Here is a 24819-nt window from a genome sequence, read left to right on the forward strand (position 1 = left end):
TTAATTTATACCGCTAAGATAACCGTATGTAATTAATTCCTCGTGATTAGTAAGATGTTTTGTTACTCCATCGGTCAATAAAATTATTTTATCGCTCACATCCAGTATATTATGATACTGATGATCGGTTACAATTATACCCTTGTGTTTTGCGCACGCCCTTATTACGGGTTTAAATTCATCGGCTTGTATAGGGGAGATGTGTGTAAAAGGTTCATCAAGCAATATGAATTCGGCTCGACTGTGTATGATGATCATCGTCTCCAATTGTCGGAGTTCGCCGCCGCTAAGGCTGCTAATGGTTTTGTTAAACTTATTACGATAAACGGGTATTTGTATAAAATCGTCCCAAAGTTTGGGGTCAACCAATATACGCGCCAATTTTTCGATTTTTACGCCGGCCGGTAAGTAGTTGTGCTGAGGCAGATAAGCTATGCGATTGTTCAAATATCCCTTGTGAATGAATTCATCATTAATACTTACGTATTTGTGATCAGCATTTAGAGTGCCGAAGATTATTTTTAAAAGGGACGACTTGCCGCATCCGTTGCGACCCAATAAACCAATTACTTCTCCCTGGCGGCAATTCAGATATACACTTTGTAATATATTGCGGCCGTTGAAGGCGAGGGCTACACTATCTACCTTTAAATAATTCATTTATGCGTAATAAAGGTATAAGGTGAGTAATATAATATAGATACCGATATCTATCGTATATACATATATGTACATGCGCTTTATGCTATAACCCGCGTTGCGATAGTACATATAAGTATTTTTTGCCGTATAGCTTTGTAAATAGGTTGTCGAGGCATATCCTAACAGTTTAAAGAAAAAACCATAGCTAATAACTTTTTGTCCGTAAATATGGATGATTTCCAAATAGCCTAAACTGAATGCCAGGTTCCAGATAAACAGGGGTTTGTAAAAGTACCAAAGCAATTGGCGTAAATATGACATCGGCGGTTGTAAAGATTTAGCTTTTAACGCTGATGCCTCTAATTAATTTTGTTAATACGGTAATTTATCCAATGGGATGTAAATAAAAAAGCCTCCGTTTTTGGCGGAGGCTCTAACGTTTTTTAACCTAAATATGATTTCAGAATTTTACTTCTGCTGGTGTGCCTTAGTCGTTGCAGCGCTTTATCTTTTATTTGTCTTACACGCTCCCGGGTTAAATTAAATTTTTCACCAATTTCTTCCAGTGAAAGCGGATGGTTGGAGCCAAGGCCGAAAAATAACACGATGATCTCACGCTCACGCTCTGTTAAAGTGGAAAGGGAACGCTTTATCTCCTCGGACAATGATTCATCAATTAAGATAGAATCAGTGTTGGGTTCCTTGTTTTCCAATACATCTAACAAAGTGTTCTCTTCGCCCTGTACAAACGGAGCATCCATTGATACGTGCCTGCCGGAGTTACTTAACGTATCGGAGATTTTATCTACGGTTGTTTCCAGTATATCAGCTAATTCTTCCGGAGAAGGCTCACGCTCATACTCCTGTTCAAGTCTTGAAAAAGCTTTACTTATTTTACTTAATGAACCAACCTGGTTTAAAGGTAAACGTACAATACGTGATTGTTCGGCAATAGCCTGCAGGATGGATTGGCGTATCCACCATACCGCGTAAGAAATAAACTTGAAACCTTTTGTTTCATCAAAACGTTTGGCAGCCTTTATAAGGCCTAAGTTACCTTCATTAATAAGATCGCCTAATGTTAAACCCTGATTTTGATATTGTTTAGCTACCGATACCACAAAACGAAGGTTTGTTTTAGTTAACCTCTCTAATGCGGCCTGGTCGCCTTCTCTGATCTTTTGGGCTAAAATTACTTCTTCTTCGGCTGTGATTAAGTCAACTTTACCAATTTCGTGAAGATATTTGTCAAGCGACTGCGACTCACGGTTGGTAATGGATTGAGTTATTTTGAGTTGTCTCATTTATTTATTTAAACCTCGATTCTGTTATTTAGAATTGAACGTGCAAAGGTACAAAAATGTTTCCTAAAATGCTATAGTTGATATATGTTTACAAAAAGATTATACAATATTCATCTAATAATTTACGTCATTTTTGACTAATTGATTTTATTTTTTTAATAAATCCTATTACTTACTCAATCAATAGATTATTGGTGATAAAGTTTTCAAATACTTTAAAAGATTTGTTGAAAATATTTTCGCAAGTATCTAATAGTACTAAATAATATATTTTCCCTTTAATGCGTGTGTATTGCTGAGGGACCTTGTAATAATTAATTTTTCCAGATTCACCCTTTGGGTACTCTACGGGTATTTCAAGTTTCATACCGGGATAGTCAGGATCATCTCTTTCGAGAGCTATAGTTATAAAATGCCCACCACCCATATCGGAATATACTGAAGGGTCTTTAATTTCGTAAGCTAATGCATTATTAAAACCGGCCACTTTTATAGATATGGGTTTTCGATTGTCAGTTTTTGGTGCAAAAAGATCCATAAAGTCACTTAATGATGTTGCTTCATCAGGAGACCTCATTAATAATAACATAGAGTAGCCTATTTCTTTTCCGTTGATTGTTTTTTCAGTATTGGGTTTGATAATAAAATATGATGTGCGATTTTTATAATCGCCGGCATCAACTTGCCATGTGCTGTCAACATTTACTTGTAAGCCCAAACTCCAATTACTGAAGCTTAATAGTTTGTTTTCACGTTTATTAAATGTCCAGATATCTTTTGTAGACAAAGTGGTGTCAACAGGAGTTGCCTTTAATCTTTGTTCAATAACGTTAATTGTCTGCTTCTCTAAAGAAGTCTCATCGTTAACGGATAAACTATATTTGTGAGCATAATATGCCGCATTGGATGTCATACCGGCATTTAAACACGCGATTGAGTAATCGGCCCATAACAATGAATTGATGTTTTTTGGTTTCGCTTTAAATGCCTTTTGATAAGTGTCAATAGCCAGTACCGGAAGTGAAGATAACGAATAATGATTACCCAAAAACCAATATACCCTGTAATCAGCAGGAGATAATTTCAAGGCCTTTTGGTAATTATCTATCGCTAATTGGTAATACTTTTCTACCTCCATATTATAAAGGTAATGTGCAATATCTCCGAGTAAAAGATATGTTTCTGTATTTTTTTCTGAATTTTTATCAAGTACAGTATAGATCAAATTTAGATTCTTAATTGCATCGCCCTTTGAGATATCATAAGTCCAATTATGCGTCCAGTGGTTATATAAGGTATCATTATTTTTTAAAAAGGAAAGTTCCTGCTCCAAATTTTTAGGATAACTGATCTTATTAAAATCAATCGCATGTATGTTGCCGTAACTTAAAGTAGTACAAAAAAATACCAATGATATTAGCCAAAGGATTTTTTTTGCCTGTATGGAATGCATTGCTTGTGATTGATTTAGGTGAAGCTAAAATAATGCTTTTTAAATGTAAATGTAGTTTAATTTGAAGTATTTTAATATTATAACTCATTTAACTTAAATACCTCTTTTACCCTTATACCCTTTTCGGTTTGCTGTAATGTGCAACATTCATTTATCGGGTCGTGCTCAAAGTACAGAATATAATTACGTTCAAATGCTTCGTTTAGATATGCCTTTTTTTCGCTTAGTGTTTTTAACGGGAACATATCATAAGCCATAACATATGGTAAAGGTAAGTGCCCAACTGACGGCAACAGGTCGGCCATATATAATATTTTCCTTCCCTTATAGCTGATGAGCGGCAGCATCATGGCATCTGTATGGCCGTATACAAAACGTACACTCATGTTATCGGTAAAACGCACACCGTCTCGCGGGGTAATTAATTTTAATTGTCCGCTTTCCAGTATGGGAAGTATATTTTCCTTTAAAAATGAAGCTTTTTCGCGCTCATTAGGATCAACTGCCCATTCCCAGTGCTGCTCGTTACTCCAGTAAACAGCATTCTTAAATGCCGGTAAGAGTTTCTCATCATCTCTTATAACCGCCCCGCCTACATGATCGAAGTGCAGATGGGTGAGAAAAACATCGGTAATATCATCTGGATGAAAACCATGTTTAGCCAATGAACTGTTCAGGCTGGCATCACCATGCAAGTAATAATGACTAAAAAACTTGTCGCTTTGCTTGTTACCTATGCCGGTATCTATCAGTATCAGGCGCTTGCCATCTTCAATCAAGAGACATCGCATAGCCCACGTACACAGATTATTTTCGTCGGCCGGATTGGTTTTATTCCAAATAGTTTTTGGAACCACACCAAACATAGCGCCACCATCAAGTTTAAAATAGCCGGTATCAATCGTATATAATTTCATCAGTATTTTTTGTTGTAACTTTCTGCCATTTTATTTTATTGGTGAAGTTATAAAATTCGCTTTAACTTATCTTTTAAAACTCCCTTCCTGCTGCATATTATATTTAGTTTATTATGTTTTTAAAAACTTTAAAACTATCAGGAGTGTTTTAAAGTCATTATTTATCATTAATTCTATTTATGAGCACTCAACATAAAGTACCTCAGAAACAAGACCACCAACCGGGTGTAGAATCAAATATGCACCCTGCGCCTCAATATATTAAAGATGGTTATAAGGCAGCAGGCAAATTGCAGGATAAAGTTGCGCTAATAACCGGAGGAGATAGCGGTATAGGCAGGGCAGTAGCTGTACATTATGCTATGGAAGGTGCCGATGTGGCAATTGTTTATCTTGAAGAAGATGGTGATGCAGAAAAAACCAAAAAACTTGTTGAAAATACCGGTCGCAAATGTATTTTAATAAAGGGGGATGTAAAAGACCGGGGATTTTGTACAAATGCAGTAGAAAAAACGGTTAAATTGTTAGGTAAGCTAAATATACTGGTAAACAACTCAGGTGTGCAGGTGCCGCAGGAAGATTTGCAGGATATTACCGAAGAACAGTTAGAAACTACTTTTAAAACAAATATTTTCGCGTATTTTCATTTCGCAACTGCTGCGGTAAAATATTTGCATCCTGGCGATGTTATTATCAATACCACTTCAGTTACGGCTTATCGTTCGTCGCCTCACTTAATTGATTATTCATCTACTAAAGGCGCCATAACTACTTTTACACGTTCGCTTGCGACTAATTTGGTTAAAAATAAAATAAGAGTGAATGCTGTTGCTCCGGGTCCGGTATGGACACCTTTAGTAGTTGCCACCTTCGACCAGGAGAAATTAAACGAATTTGGCAACGAAACTGCAATGAAACGTGCGGGGCAACCATCAGAAGTTGCCCCGGCATATGTTTTTTTAGCTTCAGATGATTCCTCCTATATTACCGGACAGGTTATACATATCAATGGTGGTGAAGTAGTCAACGGGTGATACCTGTATTAGCCAAACAAAATTCATTTTGAAGCTTTATGATTTCATAACATTAATTAACAGTTATGGATATTATAGGATTTTTTGGAGAGGGTAAAGACCTCACGATACTGCAGATGAGTGCCCGTGCAATTGTCATCTACTTTATTTCTTTGATATTGATCAGAATATCGGGCAGGCGTACATTTGGTAAAAAAACATCTTTTGATATAACAATTGCTATCATACTCGGTGCAGTTTTAAGTAGGGTTATAGTAGGTGTTTCGCCTTTTTGGCCTACCGTTATGTGTAGTTTTGCTTTAGTGCTGTTGCACAGAGGTCTGGCTATATTCATTATTTATAATAAAACGGCAAGCAAATGGGTAAAAGGAGATAAACGGCTGATTTATTATGATGGACAAATTAACGAAAGAAACCTCAGGAAATGCCTGATGACCAAAGAAGATTTGATAAGTGACATTCGTTTATCTGCTAATACTGATAATCTGGGCGATGTAAAAGAGGTGTTTATGGAACATACTGGCAAGCTGAGCGTGGTTTTGAAAGGCAAAAAGAATGATGCTGATACTATTTGAAATGTATAATGCCTTAATTTGTAAATAACTATACTAACTTTAATGAATGATATTTTTGGCCAGGCGCTATTGGATTATTTTAAGCAAATAGAACAACATCCATTATGGATAAACAACAAATATGGTCCTAAAGAAGAGATGCCTGTTGATGTATATTTCAGAGAAGAGGAAGAAATGCCTGATCTGGAATTATTGGCATTAAATGAATGTAGAGGAAATGTATTGGATATTGGTGCAGGAGCGGGGAGCCATGCCCTTATACTCCAGCAACGGGATATTGAGGTAACCGCTTTAGATATCTCCGCCTATGCTGTTGATATTATGCATCAACGTGGGGTAAAGAAAGTTATTCAGAAAGATATTTTTGAATTTAATACCGGCAAATATGACACGCTGTTGTTATTAATGAATGGCATAGGCCTTACCGGGAATCTGATAAAATTGAAATTCTTTTTGCAACACGCAAAGGAGTTGTTGAGTAGAGGTGGTCAGTTATTGTTTGATTCATCAGATATTGCGTACTTATATAACGGTAACCCGCCTGCGGATGGTTATTACGGGGAATTGTGGTATCAGTATGTTTATAAAAAACAAAGAACAGACTGGTTTCAATGGTTATATATCGACAAGGGATTGCTAAAAAACATTGCTGATGAAACCGGCTGGATCACTGAAATTTTATATGAAGATGAAATGGATCAGTATCTGGCGAGATTAGTATTAAAATAAATTTTAATGTATAAATAAGATACTTTATATCAGTCGATTAAATTTATTTGCAATAAACAATTAAATACATTTACTTTACAACGTATTTAACCCAATTAATACCTGATTATTGAAAAAGTTATTCGCTATATGCTTATTAGCTATACACCTGTTTTATTTAGGTGGATATAATCTCATTTTTCAATATTTCATACATCGTTCCGAAGTACAGATAGTTAAGCAGATATATGAAAATAAGGTGGACGCTACACAGCTTATCCAAATAAAGCTTCCTGTACATATGCCAAATATTAAGGATTGGCCCGACTACGAACGCTTGCAAGGGCAAATACAATTAAAAGATGCCTATTATAATTATCTGGGCGTGAAGCTTACACGTGATACCATGTATTTGGTGTGTATAGCTAACAGCGTAAAAACACATTTAGTGAGCGCCAATCTTATTGTTGCAAAGAATGCGAGTGATGTTCCGTTAAGTAAAAAAGGGGAGGCTCCCATCACTAAAAAAGTGTCTTCGCCTTCAGATTATACTGTACCTGCGTCCGGGTTTAATTTTTCCGGATTTTCACAGTCAGTTGCTAACAATACTAATTCAATAACGACTGTTTTAACTGATCCCTATATCGAATCACCTGGTAAACCGCCAAACTTCTTTTGTTAATTATACTTTCCGGATTTTTACTTACCAGTTTTATTTAAAGCTATATTTTACTTTGCATATCAATTAGTTAGCTGTTGGTAACTTATTGATGTATAACTGTATAGCCATACTGGTAATTGTACCCTTATTATAATTTACAAAATGAGATCACTTACGCCTGAACAAAAACTGCATTACATTTTGCGTTTGGCTATAGCTATGTGTTTTATAGGTCACGGAGCTTTTGGTATAATAACCAAACAGATTTGGTGTAACTATTTCGCCGTATTCGGATTTGACATGAAAACCTCGTACATACTAATGCCATGGGTTGGAGTGTTTGATATCTTTTTAGGATTAACCATGCTGGTTTATCCCATACGCGCTATTGCCATATGGTTGGTTTTGTGGGGAGCGGTAACTGCTTTTTTAAGGCCGTTATCAGGAGAACCTTTTGCCGAATTCTTAGAACGTGGAGGTAATTTTGGAGCTCCACTCGCATTTTTGATCTTATCAGGTAATACCAGCACTTTAAGACAATTATTTGCCCGGGTTGAACCACCAGCTAAAATTACAGCTAAAACTATTGAACATTTAACACTATGCCTCAGGGTGGTGGTTTTTTCTTTGTTGGTTGGACATGGTTGGTTAAACTTACTATCAAAGAAAAGCTTACTTGCTCAATATGCTTCATTGGGATTTTTGTATCCCGCCCGCATAGCGCAATACATTGGTATTATTGAAGTAGCGGGTGCTTGTATAGTGATAATGCGTCCGTTCTGTAAATTATTGTTGGTACTATTTATCTGGAAAGTAATAAGCGAACTATTTTATCCCCGGTATGAAGTATTTGAATGGATAGAGCGTGGCGGCAGCTATTGCTCTATTCTTGCTTTGTGGTTTGCATTACAATATACTTCATCCGGGATAAATGTTCGCTTTTGGAAACGATCCATATTCAACAATATATTCTTACTATAACACAATCCTTCCAAAAAACATCACGGCAGGATATAGATCAACTATTTAATTATCTCAAAAAATGAAACTTACATTTAAAATATTATCAGCTATTGCTGTATACATACTTTTCACTCACACAAACGCATACTCACAAGGTTGCGTGGCTATACGCAGCACCGGAGGTTTATGCATAATGGATGAGCATCCGGATAGCATTGCTCATCAGGGCGGAGTTTGGTTATTTAATAGCAATAGCCGCTATTTTCGCTCATACAAGCATTTTGTTGGCAGCGAAGAGCAAAAACAACGCATTGAAGAAGGTACAAATGTTATTAATCATTCCTATACACAGGATCTGGTGCTAACGCGTATTGTTAATAATCGCTGGGCGTTTTCATTGGATATACCGGTAGTAGGCAATAGCCGTTCATCGTTATATGAGCATGGTCGTACTGAAAGACGTACCACTCATTCATTTGGTGTAGGTGATATTAGCATCAGGGCTTATGCATGGTTGCTTAATCCGGTTAAAGCAACAAAAGGTAACATACAGGTCGGTTTAGGTTTGAAATTTCCGACAGGAACTTATGATTATCAGGATTATTTTTATAATACAGGTACTAATGGGGCTCGTTTACTTGGCCCTGTTGATCAATCAATACAATTGGGAGATGGCGGTACCGGTATTATAACCGAATTAAATACTTACTATAATTTCACCCACAATTTTGGCTTATATGGAAGTTTTTACTATTTGATAAGTCCGCGCGAACAAAATGGTGTATCAACCGCACGCGGTGGCGCACCAAGTGCGAAAGCTGTTGCCAATGGCAGCGACGTAATGAGCGTGCCTGACCAATATATGATAAGAGCAGGTGTAAACTACGGCGCAGGTAACTTTAATTATTCGTTGGGAGTAAGGGACGAATGTTTACCCGTGCACGACCTTGTTGGCGGCAGTAATGGTTTCCGCAGGCCCGGTTACATTATATCTGTAGAGCCTGGGATTACTTATCGGATCAACAAATTCTCTGTATATTCTTATGTGCCTGTTGCATTAGTACGCAACCGTACGCAAAGTGTACCTGATAAAATAACAACACAATTAACCGGTGTTGATACACATGGCGATGCTGCATTTGCAGACTATGCTGTAAACATCGGTGTCACCTTTAAATTTTAAGGTTTAGTTGATTTAAGAAAAAAGCAGGGCGTAGTCCCTGCTTTTTTTGTGCTATAATGGTATATTAAATTTTATAAATAATAGTTTTACAAAATGAATACTGCTGAAGAGAATTTTTCACAACTTAAGCTGAACTTACCACCTGCGCCAAAGCCACTGGGTGTGTATAAACCGTGTCTTATTGATGGTAAATATTTGTATGTTTCTGGCCATGGTACGGTGCAGACTGATGGTACTCTCATAATAGGACGGATTGGGAAGGACATGTCGCCAGAAGAAGGTAAACTTGCGGCACAGCAAGTAGGACTGGCAATTTTAGCCACTATTAAAGCTAATATAGGAAGCCTTAATAAAGTGAAGCGGGTTATTAAAGTGTTAGGTATGGTAAATTGCACACCCGATTTTGAAAAACATCCGTATATCATAAATGGATGCAGCGAACTTTTTGCTAAAGTTTGGGGCGAAGAGAATGGTATAGGCGTACGCAGCGCTGTGGGTATGGGTTCATTGCCTGATAACATTCCTGTTGAAGTAGAGGCACTATTTGAGCTTGTTCAGTAGAGTATACATATCATGACATCTAAGCAATGGTATATTATTGATAATGCAGATGAGCTGGATTCGCCTGCGTTAGTTGTTTATCCGCAACGGGTAAAAGCTAATATACAGCAGCTTATAGGTATGATCAATGATGTGTCCCGCTTACGGCCGCATGTAAAAACACACAAAAGTGCGGAAGTTACCAGGCTAATGCTGGCAGCAGGCATTACTAAATTTAAATGTGCTACCATTGCTGAAGCTGAAATGTTGGGTGTATGCAAAGCTCCTGATGTTTTATTAGCTTATCAGCCAATAGGTCTTAAAATAGACAGATTTATTCAACTGATTAATAAATATCCGGACACTGTTTTTTCGTGTTTGGTGGATAATCAGCAATCGGGTAAAATCATTGCGAAAAAAGCGAATTTATCTAAACTTAATATACCCGTTTACATTGACCTGAATGTGGGCATGAATCGCACAGGTATATGTCCGGGTGATGATGCCATAGAATTATATAAGAGTTGCGCTAATTTACAAAGCCTTACTGTATTGGGTTTTCATGCTTATGATGGTCATATCCATCAGGCAGACTATAATGTCCGTGAAAGGTTATCAGCAATCGCAAATTCACCGTTATTTACTATGGTAACCCGCATTATAGCTTTAGGTTATTCTCAACCTAAGCTTATTATTGGTGGTTCACCTACATTTCCTTTGCTTGCAAAAATGGAAAATATTGAGTGCAGCCCTGGTACTTTTGTTTACTGGGACAGGGGCTACCAACTGTCATTCCCCGAACAAAAATTTTTACCCGCAGCGCTTATTTTAGCAAGGATAATATCTCTGCCCGATGAAACAAAAATATGCATAGATGTAGGGCATAAAGCGGTATCTGCAGAAAATGAATTAGACAAGCGAATCTCTTTTATGAACGCACCTGAATTGAAATTCGTAAGTCAGAGTGAGGAGCATTTAGTGGCGGATGCAGGAGAAGATCATCCATATAAAGTAGGCGATGTTTTATATGGTTTACCATATCATATTTGTCCTACGATTGCATTGTATAATTCCGCAATTACTATTGAAGACAGTTGTATCAGTGGTGCGTGGCTAACTACTGCACGCAATCGTAAAATAACTATTTAACACTATGTTAATTATAGACGCACATCTTGACCTGAGCATGAATGCCCTGGAGTGGAACCGGGATTTGACCAGACCCGTTGCGGAAATCAATGCCCGTGAACATGCGTTAACAGATAAGCCAGATCGTGGCAAAGCTGTAGTTTCGCTACCGGAACTGCGTAAGGGAAATATTGGTTTGGTTGTAGCTACACAAATTGCACGTTTTGTAGCCCCGGATAATCCCTTGCCGGGGTGGCATTCGCCTAAACAGGCCTGGGCACAAACGCAGGGACAATTAGCCTGGTATAAAGAGATGGAAGCTGCTGGTGAAATGGTTCAAATCCATGATCTGCAAACATTGGATAACCATTTAAAGATATGGTTAACAGACGGTAGTAAAGAGAAAAAGCCTATAGGATATATATTGAGTTTGGAGGGGGCCGATTCTATTGTTGATGTAAGTTATCTGGAACGAGCCTATCATAATGGATTACGAGCTCTTGGCCCGGCCCATTACGGCCCCGGAAGATATGCACAGGGAACCGATGCGACAGGACACATGGGACCTAAGGGGCGTGAATTGTTAAAAGAAATGGAACGTCTTAATATCATATTAGATGCCACCCATTTATGTGATGATAGCTTTTGGGAAGCATTGGCTCATTTTAACGGGCACGTTTGGGCCAGCCATAATAACTGCCGGGCACTGGTCAACCATAACAGGCAATATAGTGATAAGCAAATAAAGGAATTAATAAACCGAGGTGCGGTAATAGGTGGGGCCCTGGATGCATGGATGATGGTGCCCGGATGGGTAAGGGGCCAATCTACGCCACGGCAAATGAACTGTAGTTTAGAAGTGATGATTGACCATATTGATCATATTTGCCAATTAGCAGGTAATACGCTACATGTAGGTATTGGCTCTGATCTTGACGGTGCATTTGGACGTGAACAATGTCCGTATGACCTGGAAACCATCTCAGATCTGCAAAAAATATCCAAAATATTCAAAAAACGTGGCTATACGCAAACAGATGTAGAAAATTTGATGTATGGTAATTGGTTGCGCTTTTTACGTAACGCGTGGAAATAATTAAAATATATGAATGCAGAGCAAAGCAGGTTAAAAACATCAGGGTGGAAAAAGTGGGGGCCATATGTTAGCGACCGGCAGTGGGGAACGGTCAGAGAGGATTACAGCAAAGACGGGGATGCCTGGAATTATATAACGCACGATATGGCCCGCAGCAAAGCATATCGTTGGGGCGAAGAGGGTATAGGTGGTATTTGTGACAATGATCAACTGCTTTGTTTTGCCATTGCATTATGGAATAAAAAAGATCCAATACTAAAGGAACGCTATTTTGGCCTCAGTAATACAGAGGGTAATCACGGCGAAGACGTAAAAGAGCTTTATTACTATTTGGATAATACGCCAACGCACTCCTACATGAAAATGCTGTACAAATATCCGCAGCAGGCATATCCATATCAATGGCTGATCAGTGAAAACAACCGGAGAGGACGTAATAACCCGGAATTTGAATTGATAGATACCGGGATTTTCAATAACAATGAATATTTTGATGTTTTTGTTGAATATGCTAAACAGGACAAGGATGATATTTTCATCAAAGTCAGTATAAACAACCGCAGCGATAAAGAAGCAAGCTTAAATATATTGCCTACAGTATGGTTTAGAAATACATGGACTTTAGGATACGAGGATTACAAACCTAAATTATCTTACATATCAAATACCATTAAAATTCAGCATGAAAAATTAGGAGACCTCTACTTAATATCAGAAAATAACGCTCCTGCTTTATTTACAGATAATGAAACAAATGCGCCTAAACTATATCAGTATGATGATGGTAAAAAATATTATAAAGATGGCATAAACGATTATCTGTTACACAATGCAGATACGGTTAATCCTGATAATAAAGGCACAAAAGCGGCATTTAATTATGACTTGACCATTCCTGCAAAGGGAGAATATATTTTAAAGCTCAGGCTATCAGCAGACAGCAATGCCTGTTTTGATGGTTTTGATGAGCTGTTCAGCAAAAGAAAGGCTGAAGCCGATGATTTTTATAATCAAATACAATCCGAAAAAGAAGATATTGATAAGTCGCTGATACAGCGGCAGGCATTTGCAGGTATGTTGTGGAGCAAGCAATTTTACTATTATGATGTTCACCAATGGTTACATGGTGACCCGGCCCTGCCAGCTCCACTAATTGAAAGGCTAAATGGCCGCAATGCTAAGTGGCCACATTTTAATAATCGGGGTGATATTATTTCCATGCCTGATAAGTGGGAGTTTCCGTGGTTTGCTGCATGGGATCTTGCTTTTCATTGCATACCGTTAGCGAGTGTTGATATGGCTTTTGCCAAAAATCAGCTTACCTTACTTATACGGGATTGGTACATGCACCCCAACGGGCAGTTGCCTGCTTATGAATGGGATTTTAGTGATGCTAACCCGCCTGTACATGCTATGGCCACCTGGAAAATATACCAGTTAGATAAAGCGGCTAATAACGGCGAGGGCGATATCTATTTTTTAGAGCGCATTTTTCACAAACTGATGCTCAACTTTACCTGGTGGGTGAACAGAAAGGATAGTTCAGGAAATAATATTTTTGAGGGTGGGTTTTTAGGTCTTGATAATATTGGGGTTTTTGATCGTAATACTAAGTTTTCTAACGGGGAAACCTTAGAACAGGTTGATGGTACCAGTTGGATGGCTATGTACTCGCTTAATCTGCTCCGGATAGCTGCCGAACTGGCCGGCAAAAACAAAGCGTATGAAGATATAGCCTCTAAGTTTTTTGAGCATTTTATTTACATAGCTGCTGCTATGGCCAGTTTAGGTAACAGTACAACCGGGCTTTGGGATGATGAAGATGGTTTCTTTTATGATCAGCTTAAGTTTGCCAACGGCTCCTCGGAAAAAATGAGGGTAAGAAGTATTGTTGGGTTAACCCCATTGTTTGCTATTGAAGTTATTGATGAAACCGCTATAAATAACAACCCTATATTTCGTGGTCGAATGAACTGGTTTACTGAAAACAGGCCTGATCTGGCTAATCTGGTATCCCGTTGGAATGAAAAAAGCACTAATGGCAAACACTTGGTTAGTCTACTTCGCGGCTTTAGAATGAAAGGCATTTTAAAGTACATGCTTGACGAAAATGAGTTTTTAAGTGATTATGGCATAAGGTCTGTATCTAAATATCACTTAAAGAATCCTTATCAGGTAAATGTTAATGGCTTTGATTACTGTATAAAATATTTGCCAGCCGAGAGCGACAGTGGCGTGTTTGGCGGTAACAGTAATTGGCGGGGGCCGGTTTGGATTCCGCTTAATTATCTGATAATAGAAAGCCTTAATAAGTATTATGAATATTATGGAGACGATTTTAAGGTAGAGTGCCCAACCAATTCGGGCAATATGATGAACCTAAAAGAAGTAGCTAACGAGATTTACAGGAGAATATCAGCTATATTTCTTAAAGATGTTAAGGGAAAAAGGCCCGTGTTCGGGAAAAATGATAAGATGCAAACCGATCCCGCGTTTAGCGATCATATTCTTTTTCATGAATATTTCAATGGCGATAACGGACACGGTTTAGGTGCATCGCATCAAACCGGATGGACCGGACTTATTGCTAACTGCCTTTATCATCAGTAATTTACTGAGAAGTATAATTAATGTGTTTAATTGACACAATTATATTTTTTTATTTAGATAAATTCAATTAGCTTTACTATACCAAGTAAATCTAAAAGCTAATAACATGAATTTAAACAGACGTAAGTTTCTGAAATCTACAGGAGCGGTTGTACTCAGCAGCGCGGTTTTATCCGGTAATGCCGCATCATTTTTAAATGGTATGATTAAACACCCGGTAGGGGTTCAGCTTTTTACATTTTTTAATACGATAGATGATGATGTGAAGGGTACCTTAGATAAAATAGCGGCCGCAGGTTATAAAGAAATAGAATCAGCTTTTAGCAAAAAAGGTGGATATTACGGTATGAAACCAAAGGCATTTAAGTCGATGGTTAATGCTGCCGGTTTATCATGGCAATCGCACCATGTGTTAGGTGCGCCGTTTAAACTGCCTAAAGGCACTAAAATGCCAACCATGCCCGATGGAAAACCCATGGTGATACCGCCAATGTTAAATTTAAAAGAAAATATGCAGCAGTTGGTTGATGAAGCAGCGGAAGGGGGCGTTAATTACCTGGTATGTGCTAATGCGCCAACAGATACTACTGAAGATCTTAAAACGTCAATTGATATATTAAATAAAACTGGCGAAGCTGCTCATAAAGCAGGTTTGCAATTTGCATATCATAATCACGATATGGAATTTAACCGTATTGAAGGCGGGCCTGTGCCTTACGATTTACTTTTGTCTGAAACAGATCCAAAAATGGTAAAAATGGAACTGGATCTTGCCTGGGCAGTAAAAGGTGGAAAAGATCCTGTAGAAATGTTTAAGCAACATCCCGGCCGTTTCCCTTTATGGCATGTAAAAGATCTGGATGCTTCCCGGGAAGAAATATTACCGGTAGGTAGTGGTACTATAGATTTTAAACCAATTTTCGCTGCGGCAAAAATTTCAGGCATGCAGCACTTTTTTGTTGAGCACGACATGCCTAAAGATGCTTTTGCAAGCATAAACAGCAGCATTAAATTTATTAACAAAAACCTTAATGGGTAAGTACTGTGGTAATCAACAGTAATTAACCCAGATACGCACGTACAAACGTATCATTGTTAACAGCGGTTATTAAAGCATTTAGTATATTTTTTTCAGTGGAGTCATCGTCAACAGAAGAGGCACTGTCTTCTAATTCGTCAAGATATTTTACTGCTTGCTGCTCATTTTCAAATATCAGCACCATGTCGCCGCTTATCTCCATATCTGTTCCGTTTAAGGGATGTGGTAAATTATAACGGTCAAATAATGACTGAGAAAGGGGAACAGAAGATGTTGTAGGTACGTTTATTCTAAGCATAATTATGTAAAGTTAGTTTTTGGCAATTATATTACCATCAAAGCGAATTCTTTGGCGGTTATTACTTATTACGGTAAGATCAGCATATCCGTTAGGGGATATGTTTAATATCAACTGGTTTGTGTTATGAATATCTTTAGGTTTTATTACAATGTACCAGCTACCTTTCTTTTTATCTTTAACGGTATAATCAAAATCTGTGGATGTAAATTTAATTCCATTATCATCAGTATTATAACCTACACCAAAATAGGCTACTCCATAATATGGCAAATAAGCCTTAACTGTATCACGTCCAACATATAAGTCATAATCAGTACTTAAGTATTTTTGTCCGCCGTAAGATGGATACATGTAGGCGGCTTTGAATATATATTTCTGTGAATTTACTAGCTGTTTTATTTCATTGGTTTTATCAGCTTTTTTATTTTGTGCATTAACTGTATTTATAATAGAAAATATCAGTGTTAAAATAAAGCAGAGTTTTAGTAATGTTTTCATTTTTAACTAATTATATCTTATATTATAACGATTAATATAACACTAACAATATAATTAAAATTAAGTTTCTTATAATTAAAAAGCCGCTTGTTGTTAACAGGCGGCTCTACTTATAATTTAAATAAACAGGAATTTATTGTAGCTTTCCTAAAGCTGTTTTGATACGTTTAATAGCTTCTATTAGTTTATCTTCAGCAGCGGCATAAGATATGCGGATAGATTTTTTATCACCAAAAGAATCGCCTCCTACAGTTGCTACATGTGCTTCTTCCAATAAGTAAATGCTTAACTCATCGGCATCTTTAATTGTTTTGCCGTTATAGCTTTTACCGAAGAACGCAGTAACATCAGGGAAAAAATAAAATGCGCCATCGGGCAAGTTTACTTTTATACCGTCAATTTCCTTTAAAAGGCTATACACCAAATCGCGGCGTTTTTTAAACTGATCGCGCATTTCTAAAACAGATTCCAAGCCGCCTTCGTAAGCTGCAACACCAGCTTTTTGGGTAATTGAGCAGGTCCCAGAGGTTACCTGACCCTGCATTTTATCGCAAGCCGAAGCTATTTCACTATTGGATGCGGTATATCCAATTCTCCAGCCTGTCATAGCGAACGCCTTTGAAAAACCGTTAATGATGATCACGCGGTCTTTTATCGAACCGAATTGCGCTATTGATTCATGTCCGCCTATGAAATTGATATGTTCGTATATCTCGTCGGACATGATATACACATCCGGATATTTTTCGAATACTTTGGCCAAACCTTCAAGTTCCTCTTTACTGTAAACACTGCCAGTAGGGTTACACGGCGAAGAGAACATGAATAGTTTAGTTTTTGGCGTAATGGCTGCCTCTAACTGTTCAGGGCTTATTTTAAAATTCTGTTCAACAGTGGTATCAATAAACACACTTACACCTTCGGCCAGTTTAACCACTTCCGAATAAGATACCCAATAAGGTGTAGGGATAATAACCTCATCACCGGGATTTACTAAACAAAGTACCGTATTAGCAATAGCCTGTTTAGCACCCGTTGAAACTACTATCTGGTTAACATCGTAGTCGAGGTTGTTTTCGTTCTTTAATTTCGTAACAATAGCTTTTCTTAGATCGGGATAGCCGGCAACAGGGGTGTAATAAGTAAAATTCTTATCCATTGCTGTTTTAGCAGCTTCCTTAATGTGTTCCGGAGTATGGAAATCAGGCTCGCCAAAGCTAAGACTAATCACATCAACACCTTTTGCCGCTAATTCGCGGCCCATTTTGGCCATTTTAATGGTCTGAGATTCTGACAGGTTATTTATCCTGTTACTTAATGCGCTCATATAATTTGTGTTATTGCGGCAAATATAGAAAATTAGTTTACTGCTGTTTATGCAGTATTTTATAAAATTTACCATCATACCTAAAAAGCTGATAACCTTATTTATGTAAATATGTTATCTACTGAAAAATGACAGGGCAAAATTTTATGTAAGTTTGCCGTAAATAAAAAGGTTTTGAAGGAGCAGAAACGTATCATATTAATATCGCTCATTACAGGTGCTGTGCTAATGATTATGAAATTTGGCGCCTACTTTTTAACCAATTCCAATTTTGTACTTACCGATGCCGCGGAAAGTATAGTAAATGTAGTGGCAAGTTCCTTCGCGTTTTACAGCATATATCTGGCATCTATTCCCCGTGACGAAAACCACCCTTACGGTCATGGCAAAGTGGAGTATTTCTCCGTATTTATTGAGGGAGCGCTTATTGGAATTGCCGGAATTATCATCATATTAAAATCGTTTTACAGCTTACTTTATCCGGAGATTATTCACGATCTGTTATATGGCGTTGTAATAATTGGAGTTACCGGAGCTATAAATGGTTTCTTAGGTTATTACATGATTCGTAAAGGCAGAGATCTGAATTCAATAACCATTGAGGCGGATGGAAGACATTTACTTACCGATACTATAACCAGCATAGGTTTGGTGGCCGGCCTTTTGCTTATAAACTTTACTGGAATTTTATGGTTAGATAGCACACTGTCAATCTTTGTTGGGCTTTATATCATTTTTACTGCATACAAACTTATCCGCAGATCTGTTGCGGGATTAATGGATGAAACGGATTTTAAAATTGTTACCGAGATCATACGTGTATTAAGCGAGCAACGGCGAGATGAATGGATAGATGTACATAATTTACGTGCGCAAAAATATGGTAACGAACTGCATATAGATTGTCATCTTACCCTTCCTAATTATTTTGACCTTAACCGTGTTCACGAAGAGGTATCATTAGTGGACAAGATGATCAATAAAGAGGCCGGCATAACAACTGAACTATTTATACATACTGACCCTTGCATCCCTGATTGCTGTCATTATTGTAGCATGCCGAATTGCCCTATCCGCTCGGAAGCAAAAACGGAGGAAATTGCCTGGACAATGGATATAGTAATGAGAAATAAAAAACATTATGAGTAATAAGCCTTGCTTTAATGTACGTGTTTATGGATTGCTTATTAATAATAATAATGAGCTATTAATAAGCGACGAGCAGGAATATGGCATGCGCTTTTCCAAATTTCCCGGTGGCGGACTGGAGTATGGAGAGGGACTTATTGAAGGGTTGAAGCGAGAATTTATGGAAGAGTGTAATATGAGTGTGGAGATAACAGCTCATTTTTACACAACAGATTTTTTTGTAAAATCAGCGTTTAACGATTCACAGCTTATCAGCGTTTATTATCGCGTAAAAAATACAAGCGATATTACTTTTGCGGCAAAAACACTGGTATTTGATTTTGATGGTGAGGGCGATATATTGCAATCTTTCCGATGGGTTAAATTGTCGGATTTAAAACCATGTGACCTTACTTTCCCAATTGATCAGTATGTTGCCGAACTTTTAATAAAAGAACTATGAATTTAACAGAGAGAGATCTAGCAACCGTATGGCACCCCTATACCCAAATGAAAACTGCAGCGCCACCTATACCAATAATAAAAGGAGAAGGAACTTGTTTGTTTGGAGAAGATGGCAAGCGTTATATTGATGCGGTTTCATCCTGGTGGGTTAACATACACGGACATTCGCATCCTTATATTGCCAAAAAGGTTGCGGAGCAATTAAATGTACTTGAACATGCTATTTTCGCCGGCTTTACACACCCGGGAGCGGTAGAATTAGCTGAAAGATTATTGAAAATCCTCCCCGACAATCAGAAAAAGGCTTTTTATTCTGATAACGGGTCAACTGCTGTAGAGGTAGCTGTAAAAATGTGCCTGCAATATTGGAGTAACCAGGGGCAGGGACGCACCAAAATACTGGCATTTAAAAATGCTTATCATGGTGACACCTTCGGGGCAATGTCTGTAAGTGGCCGCAGTGCTTTTACCGCTGCGTTTGACAGTTTATTATTTGAGGTAGAATTTATTGACCTGCCTAATGAAAGTAATATCAGTTCTCTTAAATCACATATTACCTCTTTAAATAAAGAACTCGCTTGTTTTATTTTTGAACCATTGGTTCAAGGATCTGCAGGTATGATCATGTATGAGCCGGAATTTCTGCAGGAGATTATGTCACATTGCCATAACGAAAAAGTTTTACTAATAGCTGATGAAGTATTCACCGGATTCGGCCGAACAGGTAAAAGCTTTGCGTGTAATCATGTACAGCAACAACCAGATATAATGTGCTTTTCAAAAGGATTGACCGGAGGCACTATGGCCTTTGGTTTAACCACCTGTACGCAGGATATTTATGATGCATTTTTGTCTGACGATAAATTAAAAACACTGTTTCATGGACATTCTTATACTGCCAATCCGGTTGCGTGTGCAGCATCTTTGGCGAGTCTTGATCTTTTTTTAGAACCATCAACACAACAAAACATTGATCGTATTTGTGCAATGCATTCGGCATTTAGTACGAAAATAAAAGGCAATAAATCGGTAAAAAGCACACGGCAAACCGGTACCATATTGGCAATAGAATGGGAAACAGGAGATAATACTTCGTACTTTAGCGGCCTGCGTGATAAGCTTTATCAGTATTTTTTAAAGGCGGGTATAATATTACGTCCCCTGGGAAACATTATTTATATTTTACCGCCATATTGCATTACCGATACGGAGCTGAATTATATTTACAGCACAATTGAGCAGGCTTTTGATGATATTTAATTATGGAACTGAATACTATATTACCTAAAATTATACAGGACAATCAATTACATGCAAGGTGGTTAAACACACTTTCGTTAATGGAAAATACAGGCGCTAGAAAAATATCCGCAAGCGAAGATCCCACTACGGTTACTTATATTATTTTAAAACACGCTGCTGAAGAACATCGCCATGCATTTTATCTGAAAAAACAGATTGATAAAACAGGCGAACAATGCCCTACTTATTCTACAGAATATTTACTCGCCCCGGCATTTAGCAAATACTATCTTAATCAGTTGGATATTGATGTATGCCGTTATCTGAAAAGCGAACTAAAGTTATCCGGTGCGGAACTGCGTTTTGCTGCGTATTTATTAGTGACCTATGCTATTGAAGTACGTGCAGATGAATTGTATCCTGTTTATCAGGATGCTTTGGATAAGGTTAACAGTAAGGTAAATGTAAAATCTATAATCCTGGAAGAAGAAGGGCATTTAGAAGAAATGATCAATCAACTTCAGAACTTTTCTCCCGAATGGGAAAAACATGCACAAAAAGCAGTGGCTTTTGAAACGGAGTTATTTGGCAGATGGGTAGCTAATCTGGCATCAGGAATTAATTAGCATTAAAAAAGTCCCGGTAAATATTTACCGGGACTTTTTTAATTTTTGAATTAGCGGTTTATCTTCCGCCGCCGCTCATTGCTTTAAGATCATCTAAAGTTATCTTGTCAAATCCGGCAGGGATACCAAAAGTACCTGCGGGTGCTTTCTCAGCAGTAACACTTTTAACTGTCACTTCAGAAGTTTGACCATCCTGGAAAGTTGTGAACTGTACCGGGTAACCTCCAATTTTTTCGTAGTATTTTGAAAAACCAGTACTCGGAACCGATATATCATTAGTAACCCATATATCATATGTTTTATTTGTTTTGGTATCAGTAGCTACTACCTTTTTGCAATTAAATCCCGAAATAACCTTTGTTTCGGTAGTTGGTGCAAATGTTAAAACCGGAAATTTAGAAGTTACTTCTTCTACTTCTGCAGGTTTAGCAATAGCTGCTTTTTCTATTGAGGCCACAGGTACATCTACTATAACCGCATAATATTTAAAGCCTGCATCAGAGATAACCCTGATGTTTGCAGGTCCGGCTGAAAAAGCAACAGCGCTTGAATCTTTTGTGAAATAATGTTTAGCTTCCACAGATTGTCCCTGCATGTTCATATCAAAGGTGGCAACACCCTCATCAATTTTCTTTTGTGCACTTGCAGTAATTGCTGTTGCAGATAATACCATACCTAAAGCAACCGTAAATAATTTAATTTTCATGTGTTTGATTTTATAATACAATTTAGTGTGTAATTAACTTGTGTGCAAGTTTTTTTTAGTTTTAATTTTTATTTTTTAATTAGATAGGAAAGTAGCTGATTTGTTACGTGATAATAACTTATAATTTATCCTTTTATGGCCAAATAAGCTTATTAAACTGTCTATGTGCGAGTTATTGTTAGTACCATCAATAATGAATATTGATTTTTCTTCTATGTTTTCCGGATCAATAATAGAATTTTTGGCTAAATATATATAATGTGGTTTTAAACTTTGCGGTATTGACTGTGATTTACCGCCTGAGTTTAACAGGAACATTTTTTTATTGAGAAATTGGATCAGATCATTTTGTTTTGCTAAGTATTTAGTCCTGATGTTATCACTAAAAGTATAAATCTTATAATTATAAATCCGACTACTATCCAGACAAGGCTGTATACTGTATTGGAAACTCTTATCTGTTTCGGGCAAATCGGTCAATACTACGCCTTCATTGCCATTTTTAAATACAATTCCCTGATGCTTACGCAGACTCAAAAAAGTAACTGACCGGATTTGCTGGCCCGATATGTTTTTTACGCCGACACTAAAAGCTAAAACCAATACAGAGAACAACAATACAACTAATTTCCATTTACTTTTTTTATAGCAAAAAGCGAAGAAGCTTACCATTATAATATATAACAATATATACTCCGTACTGGTAAGCCATATTTTATTAATGCTTGCTGCAGGTGCGTTTTCCACCAAATGGAGCATGCTGTTCATTGCTAATATTGTTTTTTCCAGGATATATCCCAGCCAATTTGATACGAAAGTTATTTGTGGCAGCAAAAGCAGTAATATTCCTGTATACATTATAATACTAACCGGGAGTACTATAAGTACATTGCTTAATAAAAAATATACGGGAAACTGATGAAAGTAATAAGCGCTTAACGGGAAAGTTACGGCTTGGGCGGCAATTGATACCGAACAAATTAACCAGAGCTTATTTGTCCATTTATTTTTAAAGCTAATCCATTTGTAAATTATAGGTTGCAGCAAAATTAATCCGGTTACCGCCAGGTAGGATAGTTGGAAGCCAACATCAGTTAAAAGAAACGGATCGCCTAATAATAAAATGAATGCCGAAAAAGCCAGGATATTTAGTGTGTTTATATACCTGCTGTAAGTTTTACCTGTAATAATAAAACTTATCATTAGTGCTGCCCGGGTTACAGCCGGCGAAAATCCGGTGAGCAAGGCATAACCCCATATAAACATAATAATAAGTATTGCCTTAAACACCCGGCCTCTTTTATTACCATTTAAAAAAGATAATAGCCAACTCAGTAGCAAATAAATAATAGCGACATGCCCGCCTGAAACCGACAGGATATGAATGGTGCCTGTTTTAGAATAAGCCTGTAAAATGTCGTTACTCAAATCCGCCTTGTAGCCTAATATAAGGGTGGATGCTACGGTAATGGCAGTAGTATCATGCATATTACGTTTTAGTTTCGTAACTAAATTTTGCCTTAACTGTAACGCATAGGCAATAACCGGATTACCACAATTAGTATCTACTACTTTATACTGCCCCGGATATAAAAATAACTGATGATAGATGTTTTTATGTGCCAGATACTGCTTGTAATTGAACTCACCCGGATTTAGCGGAGGCGAAACTTCATCGTATTTGGCGGGTATCAATAATTCATCGCCATAGCATAGTATTTTAGCCGCACTATCTTTTATGGTAACAAGTATTTTTCCAGTTGCGGGTGATGCTTTTTTAGCATACCCAATTTGTTTTACTTCAGCAATAAACCGGGTTAAACCATTTTTTTGTACAGGTTCATTATTTATAGTTGTTACCAGGTACTCCGATGATGTTTTCGAAAAATGATCAGGATGATTAAGCTGATAATGTTGTAATACAATAAGCCACCCGGACAGCAACAGGATAGGGGTAATTAACAGACCACCCAACCATCGCTTTTTATAAATATTAAACTTATTGTAGCCCCAATTAAATAAAATAAACAAAAAACATAAGGTAAGAAGAGGAACTAAAATAAAGGGAGCATTGGCAGTAGGATATTTTAAACCTACACTAATGCCGGCAATAAAAGGAAATATTAAAAATAGCGCAGGAAGCTCCCCTTTATGATCAGCCCTCATTTGTATTCCCGAAGAATTGTTAAAGTTTAGTTTCAGGAATAAAAATAAGGTATTGCAACCGGATTACAACTCATCCCGCACTTCGAGCAGGAATTTTTTTAGATTTTCAAGCGAGTTAATCACTTTTTGGTTATCGCGGGTATCACCTATATTATTTTTCAACTGGTCTTTGGCACCTTGTAAAGTATATCCCTTATCGCGGATGAGGTGAAAGATCATCTTAAAGTTTTCGATATCCTCGGCAGTAAAGTAACGATTGCCCTTTTTATTTTTTTTTGGCTGTAAAATATCGAACTCTTTCTCGTAAAATCTTATCAGCGATTGGTTTACCTCAAACATGGCCGATACCTCACCCATGGTGTAGTACATCTTACTGATCTCGCGTTCTTTATAAGGCATATACAAAGGTAATCGTTTAATTAAATCCGCAAGTAAATATGAGTGAAATTTTGTAAGGTTATATTGCATATAACCATAAAAAGATTTTTTCACTTACCGTTATTCAGA

The 24819-nt window shown here is 37.4% G+C and carries 26 protein-coding genes; 15 read left to right on the forward strand and 11 right to left on the reverse strand.

What is annotated here, in order from left to right; all coding sequences use genetic code 11:
• The 5 genes from I5M19_RS07220 to I5M19_RS07240 all read right to left on the reverse strand — a co-directional run bounded on the left by I5M19_RS07220 (position 1) and on the right by I5M19_RS07240 (position 4316).
• Positions 1-660, reverse strand: coding sequence for an ATP-binding cassette domain-containing protein (locus I5M19_RS07220; RefSeq protein WP_200065530.1), 660 nt, complete (start codon positions 658-660; stop codon positions 1-3).
• Positions 661-963 carry a hypothetical protein gene (locus tag I5M19_RS07225; RefSeq protein WP_200065531.1) on the reverse strand — a complete coding sequence of 101 codons (303 nt, stop codon included), beginning with the start codon at positions 961-963 and terminating at the stop codon, positions 661-663. It lies immediately after the preceding gene.
• Positions 964-1085: 122 nt separating this feature from the next.
• On the reverse strand, positions 1086-1946 hold the full coding sequence (locus I5M19_RS07230) for a sigma-70 family RNA polymerase sigma factor (protein ID WP_200065532.1): 861 nt from the start codon (positions 1944-1946) through the stop codon (positions 1086-1088).
• A 172-nt stretch (positions 1947-2118) separates the two neighbouring features.
• Positions 2119-3399: a tetratricopeptide repeat protein gene (locus tag I5M19_RS07235; protein ID WP_200065533.1), complete on the reverse strand. Its 1281-nt coding sequence runs from the start codon at positions 3397-3399 to the stop codon at positions 2119-2121.
• 77 nt (positions 3400-3476) lie between these two features.
• Complete coding sequence (locus tag I5M19_RS07240) at positions 3477-4316, reverse strand: MBL fold metallo-hydrolase (protein WP_200065534.1); 840 nt, start codon at positions 4314-4316, stop codon at positions 3477-3479.
• A 179-nt stretch (positions 4317-4495) separates the two neighbouring features.
• On the opposite strand from I5M19_RS07240, the gene I5M19_RS07245 reads away from it, so the two are divergent.
• The 11 genes from I5M19_RS07245 to I5M19_RS07295 all read left to right on the forward strand — a co-directional run bounded on the left by I5M19_RS07245 (position 4496) and on the right by I5M19_RS07295 (position 15853).
• A complete protein-coding gene (locus I5M19_RS07245) occupies positions 4496-5350 on the forward strand; it encodes an SDR family oxidoreductase (RefSeq protein ID WP_200065535.1) in 855 nt (284 codons plus the stop codon).
• A gap of 65 nt (positions 5351-5415) precedes the next feature.
• Entirely contained in the window at positions 5416-5925 is a 510-nt protein-coding gene (locus I5M19_RS07250; RefSeq protein ID WP_200065536.1) for a DUF421 domain-containing protein, read from the forward strand.
• A 42-nt stretch (positions 5926-5967) separates the two neighbouring features.
• A complete protein-coding gene (locus I5M19_RS07255; RefSeq protein ID WP_200065537.1) occupies positions 5968-6654 on the forward strand; it encodes a class I SAM-dependent methyltransferase in 687 nt (228 codons plus the stop codon).
• Positions 6655-6763: 109 nt separating this feature from the next.
• Positions 6764-7315: a hypothetical protein gene (locus I5M19_RS07260; protein ID WP_200065538.1), complete on the forward strand. Its 552-nt coding sequence runs from the start codon at positions 6764-6766 to the stop codon at positions 7313-7315.
• Between the two features lie 141 nt (positions 7316-7456).
• Positions 7457-8275 carry a hypothetical protein gene (locus I5M19_RS07265; RefSeq protein ID WP_200065539.1) on the forward strand — a complete coding sequence of 273 codons (819 nt, stop codon included), beginning with the start codon at positions 7457-7459 and terminating at the stop codon, positions 8273-8275.
• Positions 8276-8336: 61 nt separating this feature from the next.
• On the forward strand, positions 8337-9440 hold the full coding sequence (locus I5M19_RS07270; protein ID WP_200065540.1) for a hypothetical protein: 1104 nt from the start codon (positions 8337-8339) through the stop codon (positions 9438-9440).
• A 93-nt stretch (positions 9441-9533) separates the two neighbouring features.
• Positions 9534-10001: a RidA family protein gene (locus I5M19_RS07275; protein WP_200065541.1), complete on the forward strand. Its 468-nt coding sequence runs from the start codon at positions 9534-9536 to the stop codon at positions 9999-10001.
• Between the two features lie 12 nt (positions 10002-10013).
• A complete protein-coding gene (locus I5M19_RS07280; protein ID WP_200065542.1) occupies positions 10014-11129 on the forward strand; it encodes a D-TA family PLP-dependent enzyme in 1116 nt (371 codons plus the stop codon).
• Positions 11130-11133: 4 nt separating this feature from the next.
• The gene (locus I5M19_RS07285) at positions 11134-12204 is read left to right on the forward strand and encodes a dipeptidase (RefSeq protein ID WP_200065543.1); all 1071 of its coding nucleotides are present in this window, start codon (positions 11134-11136) and stop codon (positions 12202-12204) included.
• A gap of 9 nt (positions 12205-12213) precedes the next feature.
• Positions 12214-14814: an MGH1-like glycoside hydrolase domain-containing protein gene (locus tag I5M19_RS07290; RefSeq protein WP_200065544.1), complete on the forward strand. Its 2601-nt coding sequence runs from the start codon at positions 12214-12216 to the stop codon at positions 14812-14814.
• 106 nt (positions 14815-14920) lie between these two features.
• On the forward strand, positions 14921-15853 hold the full coding sequence (locus I5M19_RS07295) for a sugar phosphate isomerase/epimerase family protein (RefSeq protein ID WP_200065545.1): 933 nt from the start codon (positions 14921-14923) through the stop codon (positions 15851-15853).
• Positions 15854-15875: 22 nt separating this feature from the next.
• Here the strand turns inward: I5M19_RS07295 and I5M19_RS07300 are convergent, their stop codons facing one another.
• The 3 genes from I5M19_RS07300 to I5M19_RS07310 all read right to left on the reverse strand — a co-directional run bounded on the left by I5M19_RS07300 (position 15876) and on the right by I5M19_RS07310 (position 17979).
• Positions 15876-16151, reverse strand: coding sequence for a hypothetical protein (locus tag I5M19_RS07300; protein ID WP_200065546.1), 276 nt, complete (start codon positions 16149-16151; stop codon positions 15876-15878).
• Between the two features lie 12 nt (positions 16152-16163).
• Entirely contained in the window at positions 16164-16652 is a 489-nt protein-coding gene (locus tag I5M19_RS07305; RefSeq protein WP_200065547.1) for a DUF4251 domain-containing protein, read from the reverse strand.
• A gap of 133 nt (positions 16653-16785) precedes the next feature.
• Positions 16786-17979: a pyridoxal phosphate-dependent aminotransferase gene (locus I5M19_RS07310; protein WP_200065548.1), complete on the reverse strand. Its 1194-nt coding sequence runs from the start codon at positions 17977-17979 to the stop codon at positions 16786-16788.
• A 174-nt stretch (positions 17980-18153) separates the two neighbouring features.
• On the opposite strand from I5M19_RS07310, the gene I5M19_RS07315 reads away from it, so the two are divergent.
• From I5M19_RS07315 to I5M19_RS07330, 4 genes are read left to right on the forward strand one after another with little or no spacing between them, the layout of a single operon-like run.
• Positions 18154-19128, forward strand: coding sequence for a cation diffusion facilitator family transporter (locus I5M19_RS07315; RefSeq protein WP_200065549.1), 975 nt, complete (start codon positions 18154-18156; stop codon positions 19126-19128).
• Complete coding sequence (locus I5M19_RS07320) at positions 19121-19570, forward strand: NUDIX domain-containing protein (protein WP_200065550.1); 450 nt, start codon at positions 19121-19123, stop codon at positions 19568-19570. Before I5M19_RS07315 ends, I5M19_RS07320 begins: the two co-directional genes overlap by 8 nt.
• Positions 19567-20832 (forward strand): adenosylmethionine--8-amino-7-oxononanoate transaminase, encoded by a 1266-nt coding sequence (gene bioA / locus I5M19_RS07325; protein ID WP_200065551.1) that lies wholly within the window; start codon positions 19567-19569, stop codon positions 20830-20832. Before I5M19_RS07320 ends, bioA begins: the two co-directional genes overlap by 4 nt.
• A gap of 2 nt (positions 20833-20834) precedes the next feature.
• Positions 20835-21440, forward strand: a complete 606-nt coding sequence (locus tag I5M19_RS07330; protein WP_200065552.1) for a hypothetical protein — start codon at positions 20835-20837, stop codon at positions 21438-21440.
• Between the two features lie 58 nt (positions 21441-21498).
• On the opposite strand, the gene I5M19_RS07335 is transcribed toward I5M19_RS07330, so the two are convergent.
• The 3 genes from I5M19_RS07335 to I5M19_RS07345 all read right to left on the reverse strand — a co-directional run bounded on the left by I5M19_RS07335 (position 21499) and on the right by I5M19_RS07345 (position 24711).
• Positions 21499-22146 (reverse strand): hypothetical protein, encoded by a 648-nt coding sequence (locus tag I5M19_RS07335; RefSeq protein WP_200065553.1) that lies wholly within the window; start codon positions 22144-22146, stop codon positions 21499-21501.
• A gap of 75 nt (positions 22147-22221) precedes the next feature.
• Entirely contained in the window at positions 22222-24312 is a 2091-nt protein-coding gene (locus I5M19_RS07340; RefSeq protein WP_200065554.1) for a ComEC/Rec2 family competence protein, read from the reverse strand.
• Positions 24313-24375: 63 nt separating this feature from the next.
• Positions 24376-24711 (reverse strand): MerR family transcriptional regulator, encoded by a 336-nt coding sequence (locus I5M19_RS07345; protein ID WP_200065555.1) that lies wholly within the window; start codon positions 24709-24711, stop codon positions 24376-24378.
• Between the last annotated feature and the right edge of the window lie 108 nt (positions 24712-24819).

This window comes from Mucilaginibacter segetis (genome assembly GCF_016522075.1).
GTDB classification, from domain to species: domain Bacteria; phylum Bacteroidota; class Bacteroidia; order Sphingobacteriales; family Sphingobacteriaceae; genus Mucilaginibacter; species Mucilaginibacter segetis.